The organism is Candidatus Atribacteria bacterium (assembly GCA_011056645.1).
GTDB lineage: Bacteria > Atribacterota > Phoenicimicrobiia > Phoenicimicrobiales > Phoenicimicrobiaceae > Sediminicultor > Sediminicultor quartus.
In genome coordinates, this window is the sequence record DSEL01000011.1 from 1 (window position 1) to 19,397 (window position 19,397).

At 31.9% G+C, this 19,397-nt stretch carries 18 protein-coding genes; all 18 read left to right on the forward strand.

Features of this window, described 5'->3' with window-relative positions; translation table 11 throughout:
- Positions 1 to 347: protein translocase subunit SecF (locus tag ENO17_00445; protein HER23525.1), on the forward strand; the 347-nt coding region annotated here is incomplete at its 5' end.
- Positions 348 to 373: 26 nt separating this feature from the next.
- On the forward strand, positions 374 to 595 hold the full coding sequence (locus tag ENO17_00450) for a DUF2905 domain-containing protein (GenBank protein ID HER23526.1): 222 nt from the start codon (positions 374 to 376) through the stop codon (positions 593 to 595).
- Between the two features lie 246 nt (positions 596 to 841).
- Positions 842 to 2,539, forward strand: coding sequence for a single-stranded-DNA-specific exonuclease RecJ (recJ, locus tag ENO17_00455; protein HER23527.1), 1,698 nt, complete (start codon positions 842 to 844; stop codon positions 2,537 to 2,539).
- A 13-nt stretch (positions 2,540 to 2,552) separates the two neighbouring features.
- On the forward strand, positions 2,553 to 3,071 hold the full coding sequence (locus ENO17_00460; protein HER23528.1) for an adenine phosphoribosyltransferase: 519 nt from the start codon (positions 2,553 to 2,555) through the stop codon (positions 3,069 to 3,071).
- Between the two features lie 269 nt (positions 3,072 to 3,340).
- Entirely contained in the window at positions 3,341 to 5,488 is a 2,148-nt protein-coding gene (locus tag ENO17_00465; protein ID HER23529.1) for a bifunctional (p)ppGpp synthetase/guanosine-3',5'-bis(diphosphate) 3'-pyrophosphohydrolase, read from the forward strand.
- A gap of 43 nt (positions 5,489 to 5,531) precedes the next feature.
- Positions 5,532 to 5,975, forward strand: coding sequence for a D-tyrosyl-tRNA(Tyr) deacylase (locus tag ENO17_00470; GenBank protein HER23530.1), 444 nt, complete (start codon positions 5,532 to 5,534; stop codon positions 5,973 to 5,975).
- A gap of 39 nt (positions 5,976 to 6,014) precedes the next feature.
- A complete protein-coding gene (locus tag ENO17_00475) occupies positions 6,015 to 7,016 on the forward strand; it encodes a hypothetical protein (GenBank protein ID HER23531.1) in 1,002 nt (333 codons plus the stop codon).
- An 88-nt stretch (positions 7,017 to 7,104) separates the two neighbouring features.
- The gene (locus tag ENO17_00480) at positions 7,105 to 7,731 is read left to right on the forward strand and encodes an MBL fold metallo-hydrolase (GenBank protein ID HER23532.1); all 627 of its coding nucleotides are present in this window, start codon (positions 7,105 to 7,107) and stop codon (positions 7,729 to 7,731) included.
- A 275-nt stretch (positions 7,732 to 8,006) separates the two neighbouring features.
- Positions 8,007 to 9,263, forward strand: a complete 1,257-nt coding sequence (locus ENO17_00485) for an adenosylhomocysteinase (protein HER23533.1) — start codon at positions 8,007 to 8,009, stop codon at positions 9,261 to 9,263.
- A gap of 205 nt (positions 9,264 to 9,468) precedes the next feature.
- Entirely contained in the window at positions 9,469 to 10,224 is a 756-nt protein-coding gene (locus tag ENO17_00490; protein HER23534.1) for a ComF family protein, read from the forward strand.
- Between the two features lie 404 nt (positions 10,225 to 10,628).
- Positions 10,629 to 11,168, forward strand: a complete 540-nt coding sequence (gene raiA / locus ENO17_00495) for a ribosome-associated translation inhibitor RaiA (GenBank protein HER23535.1) — start codon at positions 10,629 to 10,631, stop codon at positions 11,166 to 11,168.
- A 10-nt stretch (positions 11,169 to 11,178) separates the two neighbouring features.
- A complete protein-coding gene (locus ENO17_00500) occupies positions 11,179 to 11,886 on the forward strand; it encodes a hypothetical protein (protein ID HER23536.1) in 708 nt (235 codons plus the stop codon).
- Positions 11,887 to 12,162: 276 nt separating this feature from the next.
- Entirely contained in the window at positions 12,163 to 13,401 is a 1,239-nt protein-coding gene (locus ENO17_00505) for an HD-GYP domain-containing protein (protein ID HER23537.1), read from the forward strand.
- Complete coding sequence (locus tag ENO17_00510; protein ID HER23538.1) at positions 13,402 to 13,968, forward strand: hypothetical protein; 567 nt, start codon at positions 13,402 to 13,404, stop codon at positions 13,966 to 13,968.
- Between the two features lie 170 nt (positions 13,969 to 14,138).
- Positions 14,139 to 16,688, forward strand: a complete 2,550-nt coding sequence (gene secA, locus ENO17_00515) for a preprotein translocase subunit SecA (GenBank protein ID HER23539.1) — start codon at positions 14,139 to 14,141, stop codon at positions 16,686 to 16,688.
- A 148-nt stretch (positions 16,689 to 16,836) separates the two neighbouring features.
- On the forward strand, positions 16,837 to 17,889 hold the full coding sequence (locus ENO17_00520; protein HER23540.1) for a peptide chain release factor 2: 1,053 nt from the start codon (positions 16,837 to 16,839) through the stop codon (positions 17,887 to 17,889).
- 166 nt (positions 17,890 to 18,055) lie between these two features.
- Positions 18,056 to 18,457, forward strand: coding sequence for a hypothetical protein (locus tag ENO17_00525; protein ID HER23541.1), 402 nt, complete (start codon positions 18,056 to 18,058; stop codon positions 18,455 to 18,457).
- Between the two features lie 133 nt (positions 18,458 to 18,590).
- Positions 18,591 to 19,217 carry a methenyltetrahydrofolate cyclohydrolase gene (locus tag ENO17_00530; protein HER23542.1) on the forward strand — a complete coding sequence of 209 codons (627 nt, stop codon included), beginning with the start codon at positions 18,591 to 18,593 and terminating at the stop codon, positions 19,215 to 19,217.
- Positions 19,218 to 19,397: the final 180 nt, after the last annotated feature.

Here is a 19,397-nt window from a genome sequence, read left to right on the forward strand (position 1 = left end):
CTATTATCGGGTATTCAATAAATAATACAATTGTAATTTTAGATAGACTTAGGGAAAATATAAAGTTTAAAACCAGAGAGCCCTTTGAAAATTTAGTCAATATGAGCATTAATCAGTCTCTGTCCAGAACGATAAACACAGCTTTAACTACTATTATTCCAATTTTAACCTTATATTTTTTCGGAGGAAATATCCTTTCTGATTTCGCTTTAGCATTATTTATAGGAATGGTTGCCGGGACTTATTCTTCAATTTTTATTGCCAGCCCATTATTATTGGAATGGAATAAAATATTTCAGAAACACCAAAGAAATACTATAATTTCTGTGAAAAAGGGTAAAAAGTAATTATCTATTAAATGGTAAAATAAAAAATGTCAGAATTTAATATATTAGGCAGAACATTACTATTTTTTGGAGTAGTGCTGATAATATTAGGAACTATTTTTTTGTTAGTAGGTAAGTTATCTTTTCCTTTTAGATTCCCTGGAGATATAATAGTTCAAAGAAAAAATTTTGTCTTTTACTTCCCTTTAGGTATATGTGTGGCAATAAGTATTATTTTTACTATCATTTTCCGAATATTCAGACATTAGTAAATGTAAAATTAATTTCCTACAAAGTATATTGTAGTATATCTTGAAGTAAATGGAAGTTAAGCAATCAGAATCAAAGGGGCTAATATTTATCTCGTTTCTTGGATTTTGTATCTCGCGGAAAAATAAAATCTGAGAACTAAATTCGATATATATCTATTTCTTCTCATCTTTAAGGCTGAGGTTAGAGTGAGGACGGAACATACAAAATGCGATATAGGAATATGAGAAAGGGGCACAAATAAAATAAAGTGGTGTATATTAAAAGAAGATAAAAAATTACAATCAGAATTATCCAAAGAGTTAAATATTTCTCCAATTTTAGCTCAATTACTAATAAATAGAGGAACGAAGGAAGTTTTAAGTGCTAGGAGATTCCTAAAGACAGATCTTAAAGATTTAACAGATCCCTACATCTTTCAAGATATGGATAAAGCCGTTAACAAAATATTAAAAACAATAAATAATCACGAAAGAATATTGATCTATGGGGATTACGATGTCGACGGAATCACTAGTGTTGCCATGTTATTTTCCATATTAAAGAACTTTACCACTAATTTATACTACTATATACCTAATCGCTTTCAAGAGGGATATGGCCTAAACGAAGAAGCCATAGATATAGCCTTTAAAAATAATATTAAACTAATTATTACAGTTGATTGTGGAATTAGTTCTATTTCTGAAATAGAGAAAGCAAATAAATATGGTATAAATGTTATAGTTACTGATCATCACCAACCCCAAAAAGACCTTCCTCCTGCAATAGCAATAATAAATCCTAAATGTGATGCTAATTACCCTTTTAAGGAACTAGCAGGAGTAGGTGTAAGTTTTAAAGTGGCTCAGGCTCTGTATGAGAAATTGGGGAAAAGTCAGGATAATTTATGGAGTTTACTTGATTATGTGGCATTAGGATCGATTGCTGATTCCGTTCCTTTTATTGATGAAAATCGCATATTAATTAAACACGGGTTAAAAGCACTCAATCAAACTAAAAAAGAAGGTTTAAAGGCATTAATAATAGAAAGTGGAGTAAATTATGGTGATATAAGCACTAAAGAAGTTAATTTTGCTCTTGCTCCTCGTATCAACGCAGCAGGAAGGTTAGATGATTCTAAATTTGCTTTAGAATTATTATTAACTAATTCTGAGTATAAGGCTACATTTCTATCCCGAAAATTAAGTGAAATAAACAAACATAGACAGGAAATAGGAGATAATATTTTAAAAGAAGCAAGGGAATTTGCTTCTATTCAGGTAAAAGAAGAAGGCAATAAAATATTAATTCTTGCATCAGAAAATTGGAATCAAGGGGTAATCGGTATAATTGCCTCCAGATTAGTGGATGAATTTAATCGTCCTACAATAATTATTTCTAAAAAAGATGGTATAGCAAAAGGCTCGGGAAGGAGTATCAAAGGGTTTCATTTATATAATCTTTTAGAATCATGCCAGGATATTTTAATCAATTTTGGTGGGCATGAGCTAGCAGCAGGGATTACTCTAGAATCTAACAAAATTCCTGAGTTTAAATCAAGACTTAACGAAATATCTCAAGATTTCATTAAGGAAGATGATCTAAAGCCTGAATTAAAAATAGATGCACAAATTTTATTAAGTAATATTAATTTTGGATTAGTGAAGGATATTAATATTCTAGAACCCTTTGGGATTGGAAATCCTCAACCAGTCTTTTGTAGCTATAAAAATATTATATCTAATTGGAAATTGGTTGGTGGAAAAAGAGAGCATTTAAAAATAAGTGTTAAGGAAGAAAACAGAACATTAGACGGGATAGGTTTCAAATTAAGTAGAATAGGAAACCAAATATTTTCCGAACATAAAGTAGTAGATTTGGCTTTTAATATCGAACTGAATAAATGGAATGGAACGGAAAATCTTCAATTAAATATAAAAGATATAAAAACTATTTTTTAGGAGGTAAATAAAAGTGATAGATTTAAAAGAAAAAATTAGAAATATTCCGGATTTTCCAGTAAAAGGCATACAATTTAAAGATATTACCACCCTATTAAAAGATAAAGAAGCATTCAAGTGTAGTATTGATGAAATAACTAAGCATTGCAGTAAATACCAAATTGATTATATTGCAGGAATAGAAGCTCGTGGTTTTATTATAGGTGCCCCTGTAGCTTATAAATTAGGGGTTGGATTTTTACCTGTTAGAAAACCCGAAAAATTACCTAGTGAAGTAGAGAAGATATCTTACGAGTTGGAATATGGCGAGAATATCTTGGAAATACATAAAGATGCTATAGACAGCGGAGATAAGATCATGATTGTTGATGACCTTCTTGCCACAGGTGGCACCACAGCTGCAGTATTTAAACTAATTAAAAAATTAGGAGGAAAGGTTATTGGTGCTTCTTTTATAGTTGAACTTGCATTTTTAAATCCCCGAGAAAAATTGGAAGGATATGATATTTTTTCTCTGGTACAGTATGATTAATTTTGTGATATCAGATCTCATGTTCTAGTGGAAAGTAAGTAGCTTATCTGGTTAGTTGGTTATTGTTAATCTATTCAGTTAGTTAAAAAAATAGAAGGAAGCTTCCAGAAGCCAGAATCCAAAAATTATTCGTGTGAAACTACTCACTTTCAACCAGTAAATAAGTCAATTGGAAAATTGGTTAATTAAACATACTTGTTTCTTACATCTTATTTCTTGTATTTTGACTAACAACTATTCTCTATCGACTAGTAAAGAAGGTGTAAATTATTTCTCAATTCACTTTAATAAGATATATCTTGAAAAGAATACCCCAATATGCTCCTCAAGCTAATATAAGCTTAATAAAAAAAGCTTATAAATATGCCCTAAAAGCCCACTTAGAACAAAAGCGCTATTCTGGAGAACCTTACACTTCACATCTTTTAGAGGTAGCTAAAATATTGGCTGATTTAGAACTTGATATGATTACCATAGCTGCGGGAATTTTGCATGATATAATTGAAGATACTGATACTCCATTATCAACCATTAAAGAAGAGTTTGGTGAAGAAATTTCAATGTTAGTTAATGGCGTAACTAAATTAAGCAAAATTTCTTTTAAAACACGAGAAGAACAACAGGCGGAAAATTTTCGTAAAATGTTTTTAGCAATGGCAGAAGATGTAAGAGTTATTTTGATAAAATTAGCAGACCGTCTGAATAATATGAGAACTCTACAGTACATACCATCCCATAAAAGATTAAAGACAGCCCAAGAAACGCTGGAAATTTATGTTCCCATTGCCAATAGATTAGGTATTTCCAGGATCCAGTGGGAGATGGAAGACCTTTCTTTGCGTTATTTGGAGCCAACAAAATATAAAGAGGTAGTTAATCGAATTGCAAAAAATCGTCTGGAAAGAGAAAGTTATGTAGAATCAATTAAAGAAATTATAAAAAAGGAAATTCATAAAGTAAGTATAGAAGCGGAAATTCAAGGTCGTCCTAAAAATATTTATAGTATCTATAAAAAGATGGAAAAAGGGAAAAAAGATTTTTTCCAGATATATGATTTAATTGCCATTAGAATAATTTGCCATTCTATAAGGGATTGTTATGCAGTTTTGGGGTTATTGCATTCAATTTGGAAACCCATGCCCGGTAGATTTAAAGACTATATCGCAATGCCTAAATCAAACATGTATCAGTCTTTGCATACGACAGTGGTGACTCCAAAAGGCGAACCTTTAGAGATACAAATTCGTACATGGGAGATGCATAAAACTGCTGAATATGGAATAGCTGCTCATTGGAAATATAAAGAGAAGATTGATTTAAAAAAAGATAAAAAATTAGAAGAAAGGCTTTCCTGGTTAAGGCAGATATTAGAGTGGCAGAAAGACTTAAAAGATCCCAAAGAATTTATGGAAAACCTAAAAATAGGTCTTTTCCAGGATGAAGTGTTTACTTTTACTCCCAAAGGTGATGTGAAGATTTTACCTTCTGGATCCACACCCATAGATTTTGCTTATCTTATCCATACAGATGTAGGTCATAGATGTATGGGGGCTAAAGTTAATAAGAAGATAGTTCCTTTAGACAGTAAATTGAAGAGCGGAGATATTGTAGAGATATTAACTTCTAAATCAAGCCGAGGTCCTAGTAGAGATTGGTTAAAGATAGCTAAGACATCAGGGGCAAAAAATAGGATTAGAATTTGGTTTAAAAAAGAAATGCGTGAAGAGAATATTCAAAAGGGGAAGGAACTTTTTGAAAAAGAAATGGAAAAATATAAATGCGAGCCCTCTTCCGAGCTGACTAAAAAATTAAAAGAAGTGAGTATTGAATTAGGCTTTAATGAATTAGAATCAATGTTTGAAAATATTGGATACAGAAAATTGACACCTTATCAGGTATTATCTAAAATAATTCCTCAAGAAAAAATAATCCCGACCATTCCTCCGTTAAAGGTAAAAAAAAGAATTGATCAGGGCATTAGAGTTCAAGGGATTAATGATGTTATGATAAGGTTTTCTCGATGTTGTAACCCGGTTCCAGGTGACGAGATAATTGGTTATATTACCAGAGGGAGAGGAGTATCTATACATAAGGTAGATTGTCCTAATATAGATTTTGTTTCTACCGAAAAAGATCGCTTAGTAAAAGTAGAATGGATAAAAACAGAAGATTTATTTTATCCAGTAAAGATAAAAATAATTGCGGATGATCGTTCAAATTTAGTATCTGATATTATGTTAATTTTTTCTAGTCTTAAAATTACAGTAAGTGCTATAAATGCCATCACTAATAACGATAATATTGCCAATATAAATGTAACAGTCTCTATCAATAATCTTGATCAACTGCAAGATATAATAAAAAAAATAAAAAAAATAAAGAGCATATTAACAGCAAAGAGAGTAACCGCGTTCTAATTAAACAATTGTTAGGAAAAATCTTTTATCCGAGGAATATATAGTGAGAGCAGTAGTACAAAGAGTAAAAAAAGGGTCAGTAGAAATTGAAGGAAAAGAAATAGGAAAAATAGAAAATGGCTTAGTAGTCCTTTTGGGAGTGGGTAAAAATGATAAAGAAGAAGATGTAGAATACTTGGCTGAAAAAGTAGTCAACTTACGTATATTCGAAGACAAAGAAGGGAAGATGAATCTTTCTGCGAGAGATATAAAAGGTCAGATTTTGGTCATATCTCAATTTACTTTATACGGGGATTGCAAAAAAGGAAGACGCCCGAGTTTTGTTTCTGCCGCTCTCCCTGATAAAGCAAAAAAATTATATGATTACTTTATAAAATATATAAAAAATTACGGCCTTAAAATTGAAACCGGAGAATTTCAAGCCATGATGCTGGTAAAAATTTTTAATGACGGCCCGGTTACTATTTTTTTAGATAATGAAAAGTGAACTTAGAAAAAAAATTATCTTTTTTGGGGAGAAATTAATATGAAACTACCACTTATTATAGGACATAGAGGAGCAAAAGGTATTGCTCCGGAAAATAGCATTTCTGGATTTAAAAAAGCAGTTGAACTAGGAATAGACGGAGTGGAATTGGATGTACACCTTACTAAAGATGAAAAATTAGTCGTGATCCATGATATGGACCTTAAAAGACTAACTGGTCAAAAAATTTCGGTCAGTCAACTTACTTTTAAAGAATTAAAAAAATACGATATTTCTAAATTATTTATTAAAAGTCAAAAAAAAATTATAGAAAAATTGCCGGAAGAGAAGAAATATTTTTTAGAATTAAGAACTATTAACGATAATTCGTTTTACTTGAATATTTATGAGCAGTTGACTAGAAAAAAAATTAGTTTCTATTTGCATTGGGACGGTAATAGGTTCGATGAAGTAAAAAAGCTTTTTTTCTCGAAAAATGATGGAAAGAAAGTTTGTTTTAAGCAACTAAAAATTAAAAAGAGAGACATGCTTGACCTAGAAAAAGGTAAAATAAGGAAATATCATAATGAACAGATTCCTTTACTTAAGGATGTACTTAAAATATTAAAAGGAAAAATGGCAGTAAATATAGAAATTAAGGGAGGAGAGAAGGTTTATCCAGGTATTGTAGATAGAATAGTAAAAGAGACAGATGATTTTGGATATAACCATATTCTTTTTTCATCTTTCGACAGAGACACGCTAATCTTATTAAAAGAGAAATATCCTGAACTTAAAGCAAATGGATTATATGCTAAATGGATAAATCCTAAAAAGCATATTATTGGATTGGAAGGATTAAATCCACGTGCCTTTTTATGCAAAGAGCAACTCGTTTCTTACTTGCACCAATTGGATAAAACGGTGTATGTATGGACGGTAGATAGAGATATAGATATGATGCGTTTTATTTTATATGGAGTAGATGGCATTATTACTAATTATCCGCAAATTCTGAAAAAAATAAGTAAAGCAATGCAGTCTGTTTTAAAAGATTTTTGATAACTATTTTTTTCCAAGAATATGAAAGCTGTTTTATTAATTTGAATGGTTTATAATAGATTATATTCAAGAAAGGATTGTAGTAGAAATGTTTCTAAAAAGATTGGTAGTCGGAGAATTAAAAACCAATTGTTATTTAATTGGTTGTAAAAGGACTAATGAAGCAGCAGTCATTGATCCGGGTGGAGAAGATGATGATATAGATTTAATTATAAATCTTTTACAGAAAAATAGGTTGGATTTGAAGTATATTATCAATACCCACGGACACATCGATCATATTGTGGGCAATAGCCTATTAAAAGATAAGACCAAGGCTTTATTATTCATCCATAGGTTAGATGCTGAAATGTTAACCAATACCAATAAAAATTTTTCTTATTTTATGGGAAAAGAGATATACTCGCCTCCTGCAGATAGATTTTTAGAAGAGGGAGATGAGATATTTTTAGGAAGATTAAAATTAATGGTAATTCACACACCGGGTCATACCCCGGGAGGAATTTCCCTTGTTTTAAATAATGTTATTTTTACGGGTGATACTTTATTTGCCGGAAGTATTGGTCGAACAGACCTACCTGGTGGCTCTTATCAAGACTTAATAAAGTCAATCAAAGAAAAATTATTAATTTTAGGGGACGATAAAATCATTTATCCCGGACATGGTCTCAATTCGACAATAGGTGAGGAGAAAAGAACAAATCCATATATTTAATTGACCAATTTACAAATTTATTAATTGATTTAGTGAATAGTCGATAGTCTTTAATATTAAATAGAAGTTCTTAGTTTTTGGTTTATAATTTTTAGTTGAAATTTAATTGTAAGGGTGTATAGTAACATGCATATTCCTAGTTTTTATAAATTAGAAACTTGCAACCCGGAGCTCGAAACTGTTAACTTGCTACTTATTACAAATTACTCATCACGCTATTGTATTTACTAAATACTATTCACTAAATAATTGTACAATAAGAAAGGAGCGCAAAAATGAATTATGAAATAAAAGATATTAGTTTGGCTGATAAAGGGAAGGATAAAATTGAATGGGCTGAAAAACAAATGCCTGTTCTTTCAACTATTAGAAAGAGATTTAATAAGGAAAAACCTCTCAAGGGAATTAAAATATCCGCTTGTCTTCACGTGACTACCGAGACAGCTAATCTGGCGAGAACTTTAAAAGAAGGAGGTGCAAAAGTATCCTTATGTGCTTCTAATCCTCTAAGTACTCAGGATGATGTAGCAGCTTCCCTGGTAAAGGATTTTGAAATTTCTGTATTTGCTATTAAGGGAGAGAATAAGGATACTTATTATCAGCATATTGAACAAGTGCTAAACTGTAAACCTAATATCACCATGGATGATGGGGCTGATTTGGTTTCAACTATTCATTCACAAAAGAAAGAGTTAATTAAAGACATTATTGCCGGTACTGAAGAAACCACTACCGGAGTTATTCGATTAAGAAGTATGGAAAAAGATAAAGCTCTAAAGTATCCGATTATTGCGGTAAATGATGCTCAGACTAAATATCTCTTCGATAATAGATATGGTACCGGACAGAGCACCATTGATGGATTACTAAGGGCTACTAATATTTTAGTCGCCGGTAAAATATTTGTTATTTGTGGGTATGGCTGGTGTGCTCGCGGTTTAGCAATGAGAGCTAATGGTATGGGCGCTCAGGTGATAATTACTGAAGTCGACCCCATGAAAGCATTAGAAGCAGTAATGGACGGCTACCAGGTAAAATCTATAAAAGAGGCAGCCAAGATCGGAGATATTTTTATAACCCTAACCGGAGATATAAATGTAATATCTATAGAAGAATTTCCTTTAATGAAGGATGGAGTAATTTTAGCTAATTCAGGACATTTTAATGTGGAGATTAATATAGGGGCATTAGAAAAATTATCCGTATACAAGAATAAGATTAGAGAGTATATTGAGGAATATACTTTAGAAAGCGGAAAAAAGATAAATCTTTTAGCGGAAGGAAGACTGCTAAATTTATCTGCTGCAGAAGGACATCCGGCAAGTGTAATGGATATGAGTTTTGCTAATCAAGCTTTATCCGCCGAATATTTGCTAAAAGAAGGGGAAAATTTAGAGAAAAAAGTTTATTGTGTTCCCGAGCTTATTGATAAAGAGATTGCCAGATTGAAATTAGAATCAATGGGAATAAAAATTGATAAACTTAGCGAAGAACAAGAAAAATATCTTTCTTCCTGGCAAATGGGGACCTAATTCATCGTTTGCATTTTGTATCTATTAGCTCGTGAGAGAAGTAATCTCAAGAAATAAAAGTTTTTAAAATGGATAGCTATTGAATTCAGGGTAAACTTTAGTAGGGTACTTAGATAGAAAAAAGAGCATTCCTTTTTTTCTCTTTCTTAACTCGATATCATATACTAATAATACTATATTAGGGATTCTACGAACTGGGATTAGAATGAACAATAAAAATGTGATAGAATATATAAAAGAAGGATTGTTAAATCTTGTTTTTCCCTTGGATTGTAAAATATGTGAAAAACCTATTCAAGAATCTAAGGGATATTCAATTTGTGAGGATTGTTTTAAAGCTATTGAATTAATCGAACACCCATATTGTATAAAATGTGGAAAACCTTTAATACTTAACGATTTTTTTGAACAAAACAGAGAAATTCTATGCCTTGACTGTAAAAGAAAAAAATATTCCTTTGAATTCTCTCGTTCTGTAGGTGTATATAGCAAGGTGTTAAAAAAATGTATCCACCTCTTTAAATACTACGGAGAGAAAAAATTAGCAAAACCGTTAGGAAAATTAATGGTCGAGTATTTATTAAATAATGATGAGTTTAAAAATAAATTTGATTTAATTATTCCTGTTCCTTTACATAAGAATGATATAAAAAAAAGGGGATTCAATCAGAGTGCACTACTAAGCATCACTATAGGAGATTATTTTTCTGTTCCGGTTGGAAAAAACTTGTTAATAAAGAACAAAGCTACTCCATTTCAGGTCAATTTGTCCAAGAAAGAGAGAGAAAAAAATATACTTAAAGCTTTTTCAGTAGAAAAACCAAAGGAAATTATAGGAAAAAATATTCTGATTTTGGATGATGTATTTACTACCGGGGCTACGGTAGAAGAATGTGCTAAAGAATTAATCAAATTTCGAGCTAATAATATATTTGTTTTAACTTTAGCTCGAACTGTATAAATCTCATATTCCGCCTCTCCTTAGAGCTGTGGTTGAAAGTCGAAGCCAGTCGCAGGCGAAACGACCCACGTAAGGTAACTTTGGTTACTGAGCATGGTGCGGCTTTGGAGTAAGTCCTGCCTTAACCCTAACAGGTTAGAACAATAAGAGAAGAGTAGTAGTAAAGGAACAATTTCCTGAGCAAAACTCTCAGCAGGCGGGTGTGGGGGCAAAGACCAGGTCAGTCTAAGGGAAGGCGGAAAAACCATAGTTATATAATCAGTGAAAAGAAATTGCTTTAAAGAGAATGGGATAAACTATAATAAAAATAATTTAAAAAAAGTTAAAAATAAAAAAGGATTTTTTATTCCTTTGGAGAATATATAAATAAGGTACAACAAACTATTACTAAGGAGGAAAGAGATATGAAAATTACTTTCAAGGGAAAACATATAGAATTAACTGATGCGATGAAAAATTATATAGAAAAAAGACTAAATAAAATAGAAAGACATTTTGATCATATCTTAGAAGTAATAGTAACTTTAAGCGTAGAGAAAAATAGACAAATTGTGGAAGCAACTCTACAGGCAAGCAGAGCTTTAATTAGAGCAGAAGAAGAAACGGATGATATGTATGCTTCCATAGATAAAGTAGTAGATAAGTTGGAAAGACAAATACAGAAGTATAAAGAAAAATATTTTCAAAAACCTTACCCCGGCGCAGAAAGAAAAGAATTGGTTAATGAAGGAGTTAATATTGAAGATAGTGAACCGGAAAGGATTGCTAAAATTGTAAAGACCAAAAAATTTGCTATCAAGCCAATGTCCGTAGAAGAAGCAGCAATGCAAATGGATTTATTAGGGCATAATTTTTTTGTTTTTGCTAATGATAATACAAATAAAGTAAACGTCTTGTATAAAAGAAAAGACGGGAATTTCGGACTGATCGAACCGGAATTTTAAGGAGGAATTTATGGAGAAAAATAAGTTACATGCGTTTCGTAATTTTATAATTCCCCGACGCTTTAATTTTGAAGTAGGAGAAATAGAAAAATCTTTAAAAGATATGAGTGATATTTTATTTGCAAAAATAGTATTATCAGAGGATGGAGATATAAAAGAGATTCATATAATTACCAAAGATTCTTCTAATCCCAAAAGAATTACTCGGGATATTGAATCGTTTTTATTAGCAAAATATAATATTCAAGTAGATTATAGAAAAATTAGCATAGCACAAGTAAAGGATAAGGAAATAAGAGATGAACAAACCATAGAGGAAGAATCAGAATCTTCTTTAAGACTTAAATTTTCTGATATAAAAGTGGGAGTGATCGGTAATCAGTTTGAAGTGCATGTAAAATTAGAAAATAACGGAAAAATATATGAAGGTAAAGTATCGGGAAAAAATTGGGATGAAAATCGAGAATATTTGGTGGCTAAAGCTACCTTAGAAGGAATAAGCTCTTATTTGGAGGGCTCTATTTTCTTTCAAACAGATGAAATAAAAAAGATTGAGTTAGACGGTAAAGGGATAATAGTAGTGTCTATTAATCTAATCGATTCAAAAAGAAAGGAAAATTTAGTCGGTTCAGCGGTAATCAAGGATGATTTTAATAAAGCAATAGTAAAAGCAATCCTTAAAGCCACTAATCGAAGAATTTTAACTAAAGAAAAATAAAAAAATGGTCGGTGAGGCTCTTATTTAGAACTAATAACACAATAAAAGATGCAATAGTTTCATTGAGCGAAGCGAAGCGGTTTTGAATGTTGTAAAAACAAATAGAAACCGTGGAGGTGCTAAAAATGAAGATTAATAAGAGTAGACTAATCAGCTTATTAATTAGTGTCATGGCTTTATTGTTAGCTGGTGGCGCTAAATTTCACTGGAGATAATATAGCATAATAGAGGAGGCTCACCGGCCTATTTTATTTATGCTCAAAGGAGGTAAGGCATTTGCCTTTAAAATTAAAAGTTTATGTTGGAGTAATAGCGATATTAGCTGTTAGTCTTTTTATATATTTAATGCCTTCTTTACCCGAATTGTCTAATATATGGCTGGTGTTTATTTTTTTTCTTGTCATATCTGCCTTTGCAGAATTCATTCCTGTGGAATTGCCTACTGGTGGTGGTATCAGTATCGGTTTTCCTGTTGATTTTGTGCTGATTTTAGTCTATGGCCCGGCTTTAGCCATGCTAATAACCGCTTTGAGTGCCTTTATAGCCGAAATAATAGAAGGGAAGAAATCATGGTATAAAGTTATATTTAATTCTGCTGAATATGCGCTATCAGCTGGGGTGGCGGGTCTTGTTTATCAATATACCGGCGGAATTATTGGTTTTCAAAATTTCTTTAAATTTGCTTTTCCTGCAGCTTTATGTGCCTTAACTTATTGTCTTATTAACTCAACCCTAGTTACCATAGTGATATCTTTTGCTCAAAATTCTAAGATAGCTACTATTTGGAGAGTGAACATAAAAGAGATGATACCCAGTTATTTGGCTGAAGCTCCTATGGGTTTTTTAATGGCTATTGTCTATGTAGATGTCGGAGTTTTTGGCATTTTATTGTTCTTTCTCCCTTTACTGTTGGCTCGTCGTTCTTTCGAATTATATACCAAGATGCGTAAAATGTATCTGGATACCATTCGTGCTTTGGCAGCCGCCATTGATGCCAAAGACCCTTATACCAAAGGCCATTCGGAAAGGGTAGCCGAAGTATCGGTTGCTTTGGCTCAAGAATTGAATTTATCTGATCGGGACATTGAGAATATAGAATATACTGCACTACTTCACGATATAGGAAAGATTGGTATAGCCGATAGTATCTTAGGCAAGAGTAGCGGTCTAACTGATGAAGAATTCGATAAAATAAAAGAGCATACCATTATGGGTGCTAAGATTATCGAGCCGGTAGATTTTTTGAAAAATTCCTGTAAAGCGATCTATCATCATCACGAAAAGTTTGATGGCAAAGGCTATCCTGATGGAATAAAAAGTGAAGACATACCTATTTTGGCTCGAATTATTGCCGCAGCAGATGCCTATGATGCCATGGGCTCAGACCGTCCTTACAGAAAAAAATTAAGCAAGGAAAAAATATTAAAAGAATTGGAGGATCAATCCGGAAAACAATTTGACCCCCAAATAGTCAAGGCTCTTATTTCAATTATTAATAGAGAAAGAGAAGAGTAAATGTTATATATTTATATTATCATTCTTTCTATTATAATAGGACTGCTTCGTAATGGTAAGTTAAGCAGTTTAAGTCAGATTTCGTTAAAAAAAATAGAATTAATAGTATTAGCCTGCGCAATTCAAGCAGGATTGATCTTTTTAGGATCAAAAAAATTAAAAATTATTCTTGATTACAGTTCCTATATGATAATTTTCTCTTATATTGTACTTTTAATGGCAGTTTGGAATAATAAAAAGTTAAAAGGAATGAACATTATCTTCCTGGGAATAGTATTTAATTTTATAGTTATTGTAGTAAACGGCGGCCATATGCCGGTATTATTGAGTAGTTTATATAAAGCAGGATTAAATGATTTTGCTCTGGTGTTAAAAGAAGGCAGCTATGTTACCCATACCCTAATAACTGATAAGACCTTATTTGGATTTTTAGCGGATGTTATTCCCTTGCCTCCTCCTTTTCCTGATCCCTCAGTGGTAAGTGCCGGAGATTTTTTAATGTTTTGTGGAGTGTTCAGCTTGGTTCAAGATGCTATGATGAAGAAAGAACAGAATCTCGAAAATTAATTTTCATCGAGATGACGGATAGCAAAAGAGAAGAGTTAAATTAGGGGAAAATATTATTTTTTATTTAGTTAACGAATTTAGATTGGACTAACTTACTAATAACAATCTAAAATAATCATCTATACTACAAAAAAAATTTCAAATAGCAAAATAAAAAGGAAAAAAGAATTATGTTTAATTGGGCTAAAAAGATATTTGGCGATACAGATGAAAAGGAATTAAGAAAACTGCAACCTATAGTAGAAAAAATTAATAGTTACGAAGCAAATATTTTAAAATTAAAGGATGAAGAGTTAAAAAATAAAACCACTGAATTTAGCAAAAGACTTAGCAAAGGTGAAACTTTGGATGATATTCTCCCAGAAACTTTTGCAGTCGTTCGGGAAGCAGCGAAACGAGTTATCAAGATGAGACCTTTCGATGTCCAACTTATTGGCGGGATTGTTTTACATCAGGGTAAAATTGCCGAAATGGCTACCGGAGAAGGTAAAACTTTGGTGGCTACCATGCCAGCTTATCTTAATACTTTAAGTGGTAGAAATGTGCATATCGTTACTGTAAATGATTACCTGGCTAAAAGAGACAGATATTGGATGGGTGGAATTTACGAGTTCTTAGGATTAAAAGTAGGTTTAATCCAGCATGATATGAGAATCGATGAACGAAAAGAGGCTTATGAAGCTGATATAACCTATGGTACTAATAATGAATTTGGTTTTGATTATTTAAGAGATAATATGGCAATTCGTTTGGAGGATGTGGTTCAAAAAGGTTATAATTTTGCTATTGTTGATGAAGTGGATAGTATTTTAATCGATGAAGCAAGGACTCCGTTGATTATTTCTGGCCCTTCTGAGGAGTCAACCAAAATCTATCAACAAGTAAACAAGATTGCCACTCGATTACAAAAAGAGGTAGATTACAAAGTACATGAGAAGGAAAAGACGATTACCATTACTGAAGAAGGGGTTAATCGTATCGAAGGACTATTGCAAATACATAATTTATACGATGAGAAAAATATGAATATTCAGCATCATATCATCCAGTCCTTAAAAGCACATAAATTATTTAAAAAAGATGTTGATTATATAGTAAAAAATGGGGAAGTGATCATTGTTGATGAATTTACTGGAAGATTGATGTTTGGGAGAAGATACAGTGATGGCCTGCATCAAGCTATTGAGGCAAAAGAAGGGGTGGTAGTTGCCCGAGAAAATCAGACCTTAGCTACTATCACTTTCCAGAATTATTTTAGATTATACCAGAAACTTAGCGGAATGACCGGCACTGCTAAGACAGAAGAAGAAGAATTTATTCATATCTATAATCTTCCTGTAGTAGTTATTCCTCCTAATAAAAAATTAATCAGGAACAATTATTCGGATATTATCTATAGAACTGAAAGAGAAAAATTTAAAGCTGTAATTAAAGAGATAGTTGAAGTGCATAAGATGGGGAGGCCTATTTTAGTAGGAACAGTATCCATTGATAAATCAGAGACAGTAAGCAGATTATTAAAAAAAGAAAATGTTGAACACAATGTATTAAATGCGAAAAATCACGAACGAGAAGCAGAAATTATAGCTCAGGCAGGTCAGGGTAAAAATGTAACTATTTCTACTAATATGGCTGGACGAGGAACCGATATAGTCTTGGGAGAAGGAATAGCAAAATTGGGAGGTTTGCATGTGGTCGGAACGGAAAGACACGAAAGTAGGCGGATTGATAATCAATTAAGAGGTCGATCCGGAAGACAGGGTGATCCCGGTTCTTCTCGCTTTTTTCTTTCTTTGGAAGATGATCTCATGCGGCTCTTTGGTTCCGATCGCATTTCCGGGATTATGGAAAGGTTAGGTATGGAGGAGAATATTCCTATTGAGCATCCTTTAGTTACCAGATCAATAGAAAGTGCACAGAAAAAAGTGGAGGGAAGAAATTTTGAGATAAGAAAACAGCTTTTAGATTTTGATAATGAAATGGAATACCAGAGAAAGGTAATCTACCAACAACGGAGAATGGTATTGGAAAGCAAAGATATTAAAGAACATGTTTTAGAAATGGTAAAAGATACTATCGAGAATATCTTAAAAAATTATACCAATAAAGAAATTTACCCTGAAGAATGGGATTGGCCCGGGCTTAAAGATCATTTTATGCAAATTTTCTCTATTTCACTGGTTATTGGCAAGGAAGACACTCCTAAGCTATCTATACCGAAATTACAAAACATTTTAACAGGAAAAGCTTTTAAAATATATGAATTGCGTGAACAAGAATTTACTGCTCCCTTAATGAGACAGATCGAAACAATGATTGTACTTCGGGTAGTAGACCGGGAATGGAAAGATAATTTACGGCGTTTAGATGAATTAAAACAGGGTATAGGATTAAGAGCTTATGGACAAAAAGACCCTTTAATGGAATATCATTTTGAAGCCCATAATATGTTTCAAGAAATGATCAATAGCATCAAAGAAGAAGTAGTAAAATTTATTTATAAAGTGAAACTAAAAAAAGATGAATCTCGAGGGATCCAACCGACGAGAAAAAAAATACCTACTCCCATAGTAAATGGTCAAATAAAGAAATCAGCTTTTGCTAAAAGAGAAGGATTAGAAGGAGAAGAAGGTAAGAAGAAAAAGAAGATAGGGAGAAATGATCCTTGTCCATGTGGAAGTGGATTAAAGTATAAACATTGCTGTGGAAAAAACATATAATATACTTAGATGAAAGTGAGAAAATGTTACCAGCATTATATAATTAAAATTAAGAAAGGTAGTAAAGATAATTAGAAAACAGAAAGGAAACCAAAAAAAATGATAGAGGAAATACAAAATAAAATTGAGCAACTTCGTAAAAAAATTGATGAAATGGGGACTTATCTTTGACTTATTCGGGAAAGAGGAAGAAGTAAAAAGAATAGAAAAAGAAATATCTCAAAAATCCTTCTGGGTTGATCAGGAAAAAGCTCAAAAAATTACAAAAAAGATTAAAGAATTAAAAGATACTATAGGGGAATTTAAAGGGCTAAAGGATAATTTGGAAGAATTATCAATATTCTTAGAGCTTAATTTGAAAGAAAACAGGAAAGAAATTTGGGAAGAGATAGAGCAAAAAGCAAGAGCGGTAGAAAAAGATATTGAAAAAAAAGAATTAATTATTTTGTTTGATGGTAAATATGATTCTAATAATGCTATAGTTACTATTCGACCAGGGGCTGGTGGTACAGAATCTCAAGATTGGGCTGAAATGTTATTGAGGATGTACCTGAGATGGTCAGAGAAAAATGGATATATCACCAAGATCATAGAAATATCTCCCGGGGAAGAAGCTGGAATAAAAAATGTTACTTTCACTACTGATGGAAACCATGCTTTTGGATATTTAAAATCGGAAAAAGGAATACATCGTCTGGTTAGAATTTCCCCTTTTGATGCGAATAAGAGAAGGCATACCTCTTTTGCTTCGGTGGAGGTTATCCCTGAAATTGACCAGGAAGTACAGATTGAGATCAAGGAATCAGATTTGAGAATAGATACTTACCGAGCCACGGGAGCAGGTGGCCAGCATGTTAATACCACTGATTCTGCGGTAAGAATAACCCATTTGCCTACTAATATTGTAGTACAATGCCAGAATGAAAGATCTCAATACAGTAATAAAATGACTGCAATGAAAATTTTACGGGCAAGATTGTTCGAAAATTTCCAACAGGAAAAAGAAAAAGATTTAAAAGATATTAGAGGTAAAAAGAAAGATATTGCCTGGGGGAGTCAGATTCGTTCTTATGTATTTCACCCTTATCAAATGGTGAAAGACCATCGAACAGAAGCGGAAAGTGGAAATTTGCAAGCAATTATGGATGGTGAAATAAATTACTTTATTGAAGCTTACTTAAAGAGCAAGAAAAAAAATTAGTTAAAATAGTCTAAGTAAAGTAACTTATCCCGATGAAGATTATAATAGTTTTTGGACTACTGTTGATGCGGGTTGGTAGCCTCTTCTTATTCTTTTATTAATTACTCAACCGGTAATTAGATAATTTGCGACCACTAAATCAGATATTAACCTACTGGAGGGGAAAATGATTAAAACCTATAATCCAAAAGAAACTAAGAAATGGTTAGAATATTCTTCTTTGTTGGTGGGAGTGATTACAATAGTGTGTGGGATTATCAACAAGCAAAACATTTTGATAGTTTTAGGTTTCTTTTTTATATTAGTTGTGTCAAATAAAACTGAAATAACTATTGATAATGAAGGAATACTAATTACTACTCTGACGTTATTTTTATTGAGAAGAGAAGATAGACTTAATTTTAAAGAAATGAATTCAGTAGAGATCAGAAAGGGCAAGGAGAGATCTTTAGTCTATTTTATGAGAGGATGGAAGGGAAGAAAAGTATTAATTAATACAGCAGATTTACCAGAATTAAAAAAATATATAAAAAACGAAAACCCTGAATTGATAAAAAAAGTAGTATAGAATTTATTGTAAGCAACTTCAATGCTATACACTAATAATGTTCTAAGCTCTAGATTTAAGGTATTATTTTAAATTTTCTTTACTATATATTATGTTCAATAGACTAAGCATTAGAAATCAAGGAGGTAGATTGATGTTAATTGACAAAAAAATCAGTAACTTTTTGGATGAATTGGCTTCGAATTCTCCAACTCCTGGAGGAGGAAGTGTAGCTGCGTTGGTCGGTACCCTGGGGGCCGCTTTAATTTCAATGGTAAGTAATTTAACTATAGGCAAAAAGAAGTATGAAAAGGTAGAAGAAGAGTTTAAAAAAGTTTTAAGTTCTTCGGAAAAATTACGTAATGAATTAAGCCAGTTGATTGAAGAGGACGTTAAAGTATTTAATGATTTTATGGCTACTTATAAGATGCCCAAAGAAACTGAAGATGAAAAAAATATAAGAGCTGAGAAGATGCAGGAATCACTAATCAAAACTGCAAAAGTCCCTCTTAGGATTGCTTATAAATGTCTGGATATATTAAGTCTTTCTAAAGAAGTTGCCGAAAAAGGCAATATAAATGTGATAAGTGATGTAGGGGTGGCAGTCTTAATGGCAGAAGCTGCCCTGGAAAGTGCCTTATTAAACGTAAAAATAAATTTGAAAATGATTAACGACGAGAAAGTAAGAATAGAACTTTCCTCTTCTATAAAAGAAATATTATTACAAGAGAAAGGGCAGAAAGAAAAAGTTTTGAAAATAGTGGAGCAGAAAATAAAATAAAAGTTTATGTTAAGGTAAGAAACCATCAAAAAATAAAGAATCTAAACTATTGAATCAGGAAAAAATAAAAGGGGTAAGATATTTTTTAAAATATTTCTTACCCCTTTTATTTTATATATTTCTTTACAAAAAAAATAAAAATATTTAATAGTTTTTTAAAAAAAGAAGGATTTTTAAAAA

Bases quoted from the DNA above. Each gene is read 5' to 3' on its own strand.
- ENO17_00450 (HER23526.1), top strand. From the start codon at position 374: ATGTCAGAATTTAATATATTAGGCAGAACATTACTATTTTTTGGAGTA.
- ENO17_00475 (HER23531.1), top strand. From the start codon at position 6,015: ATGAAACTACCACTTATTATAGGACATAGAGGAGCAAAAGGTATTGCT.
- ENO17_00480 (HER23532.1), top strand. From the start codon at position 7,105: ATGTTTCTAAAAAGATTGGTAGTCGGAGAATTAAAAACCAATTGTTAT.
- ENO17_00485 (HER23533.1), top strand. From the start codon at position 8,007: ATGAATTATGAAATAAAAGATATTAGTTTGGCTGATAAAGGGAAGGAT.
- ENO17_00490 (HER23534.1), top strand. From the start codon at position 9,469: ATGAACAATAAAAATGTGATAGAATATATAAAAGAAGGATTGTTAAAT.
- raiA (HER23535.1), top strand. From the start codon at position 10,629: ATGAAAATTACTTTCAAGGGAAAACATATAGAATTAACTGATGCGATG.
- ENO17_00500 (HER23536.1), top strand. From the start codon at position 11,179: ATGGAGAAAAATAAGTTACATGCGTTTCGTAATTTTATAATTCCCCGA.
- ENO17_00510 (HER23538.1), top strand. From the start codon at position 13,402: ATGTTATATATTTATATTATCATTCTTTCTATTATAATAGGACTGCTT.
- secA (HER23539.1), top strand. From the start codon at position 14,139: ATGTTTAATTGGGCTAAAAAGATATTTGGCGATACAGATGAAAAGGAA.
- ENO17_00520 (HER23540.1), top strand. From the start codon at position 16,837: ATGAAATGGGGACTTATCTTTGACTTATTCGGGAAAGAGGAAGAAGTA.
- ENO17_00525 (HER23541.1), top strand. From the start codon at position 18,056: ATGATTAAAACCTATAATCCAAAAGAAACTAAGAAATGGTTAGAATAT.
- ENO17_00530 (HER23542.1), top strand. From the start codon at position 18,591: ATGTTAATTGACAAAAAAATCAGTAACTTTTTGGATGAATTGGCTTCG.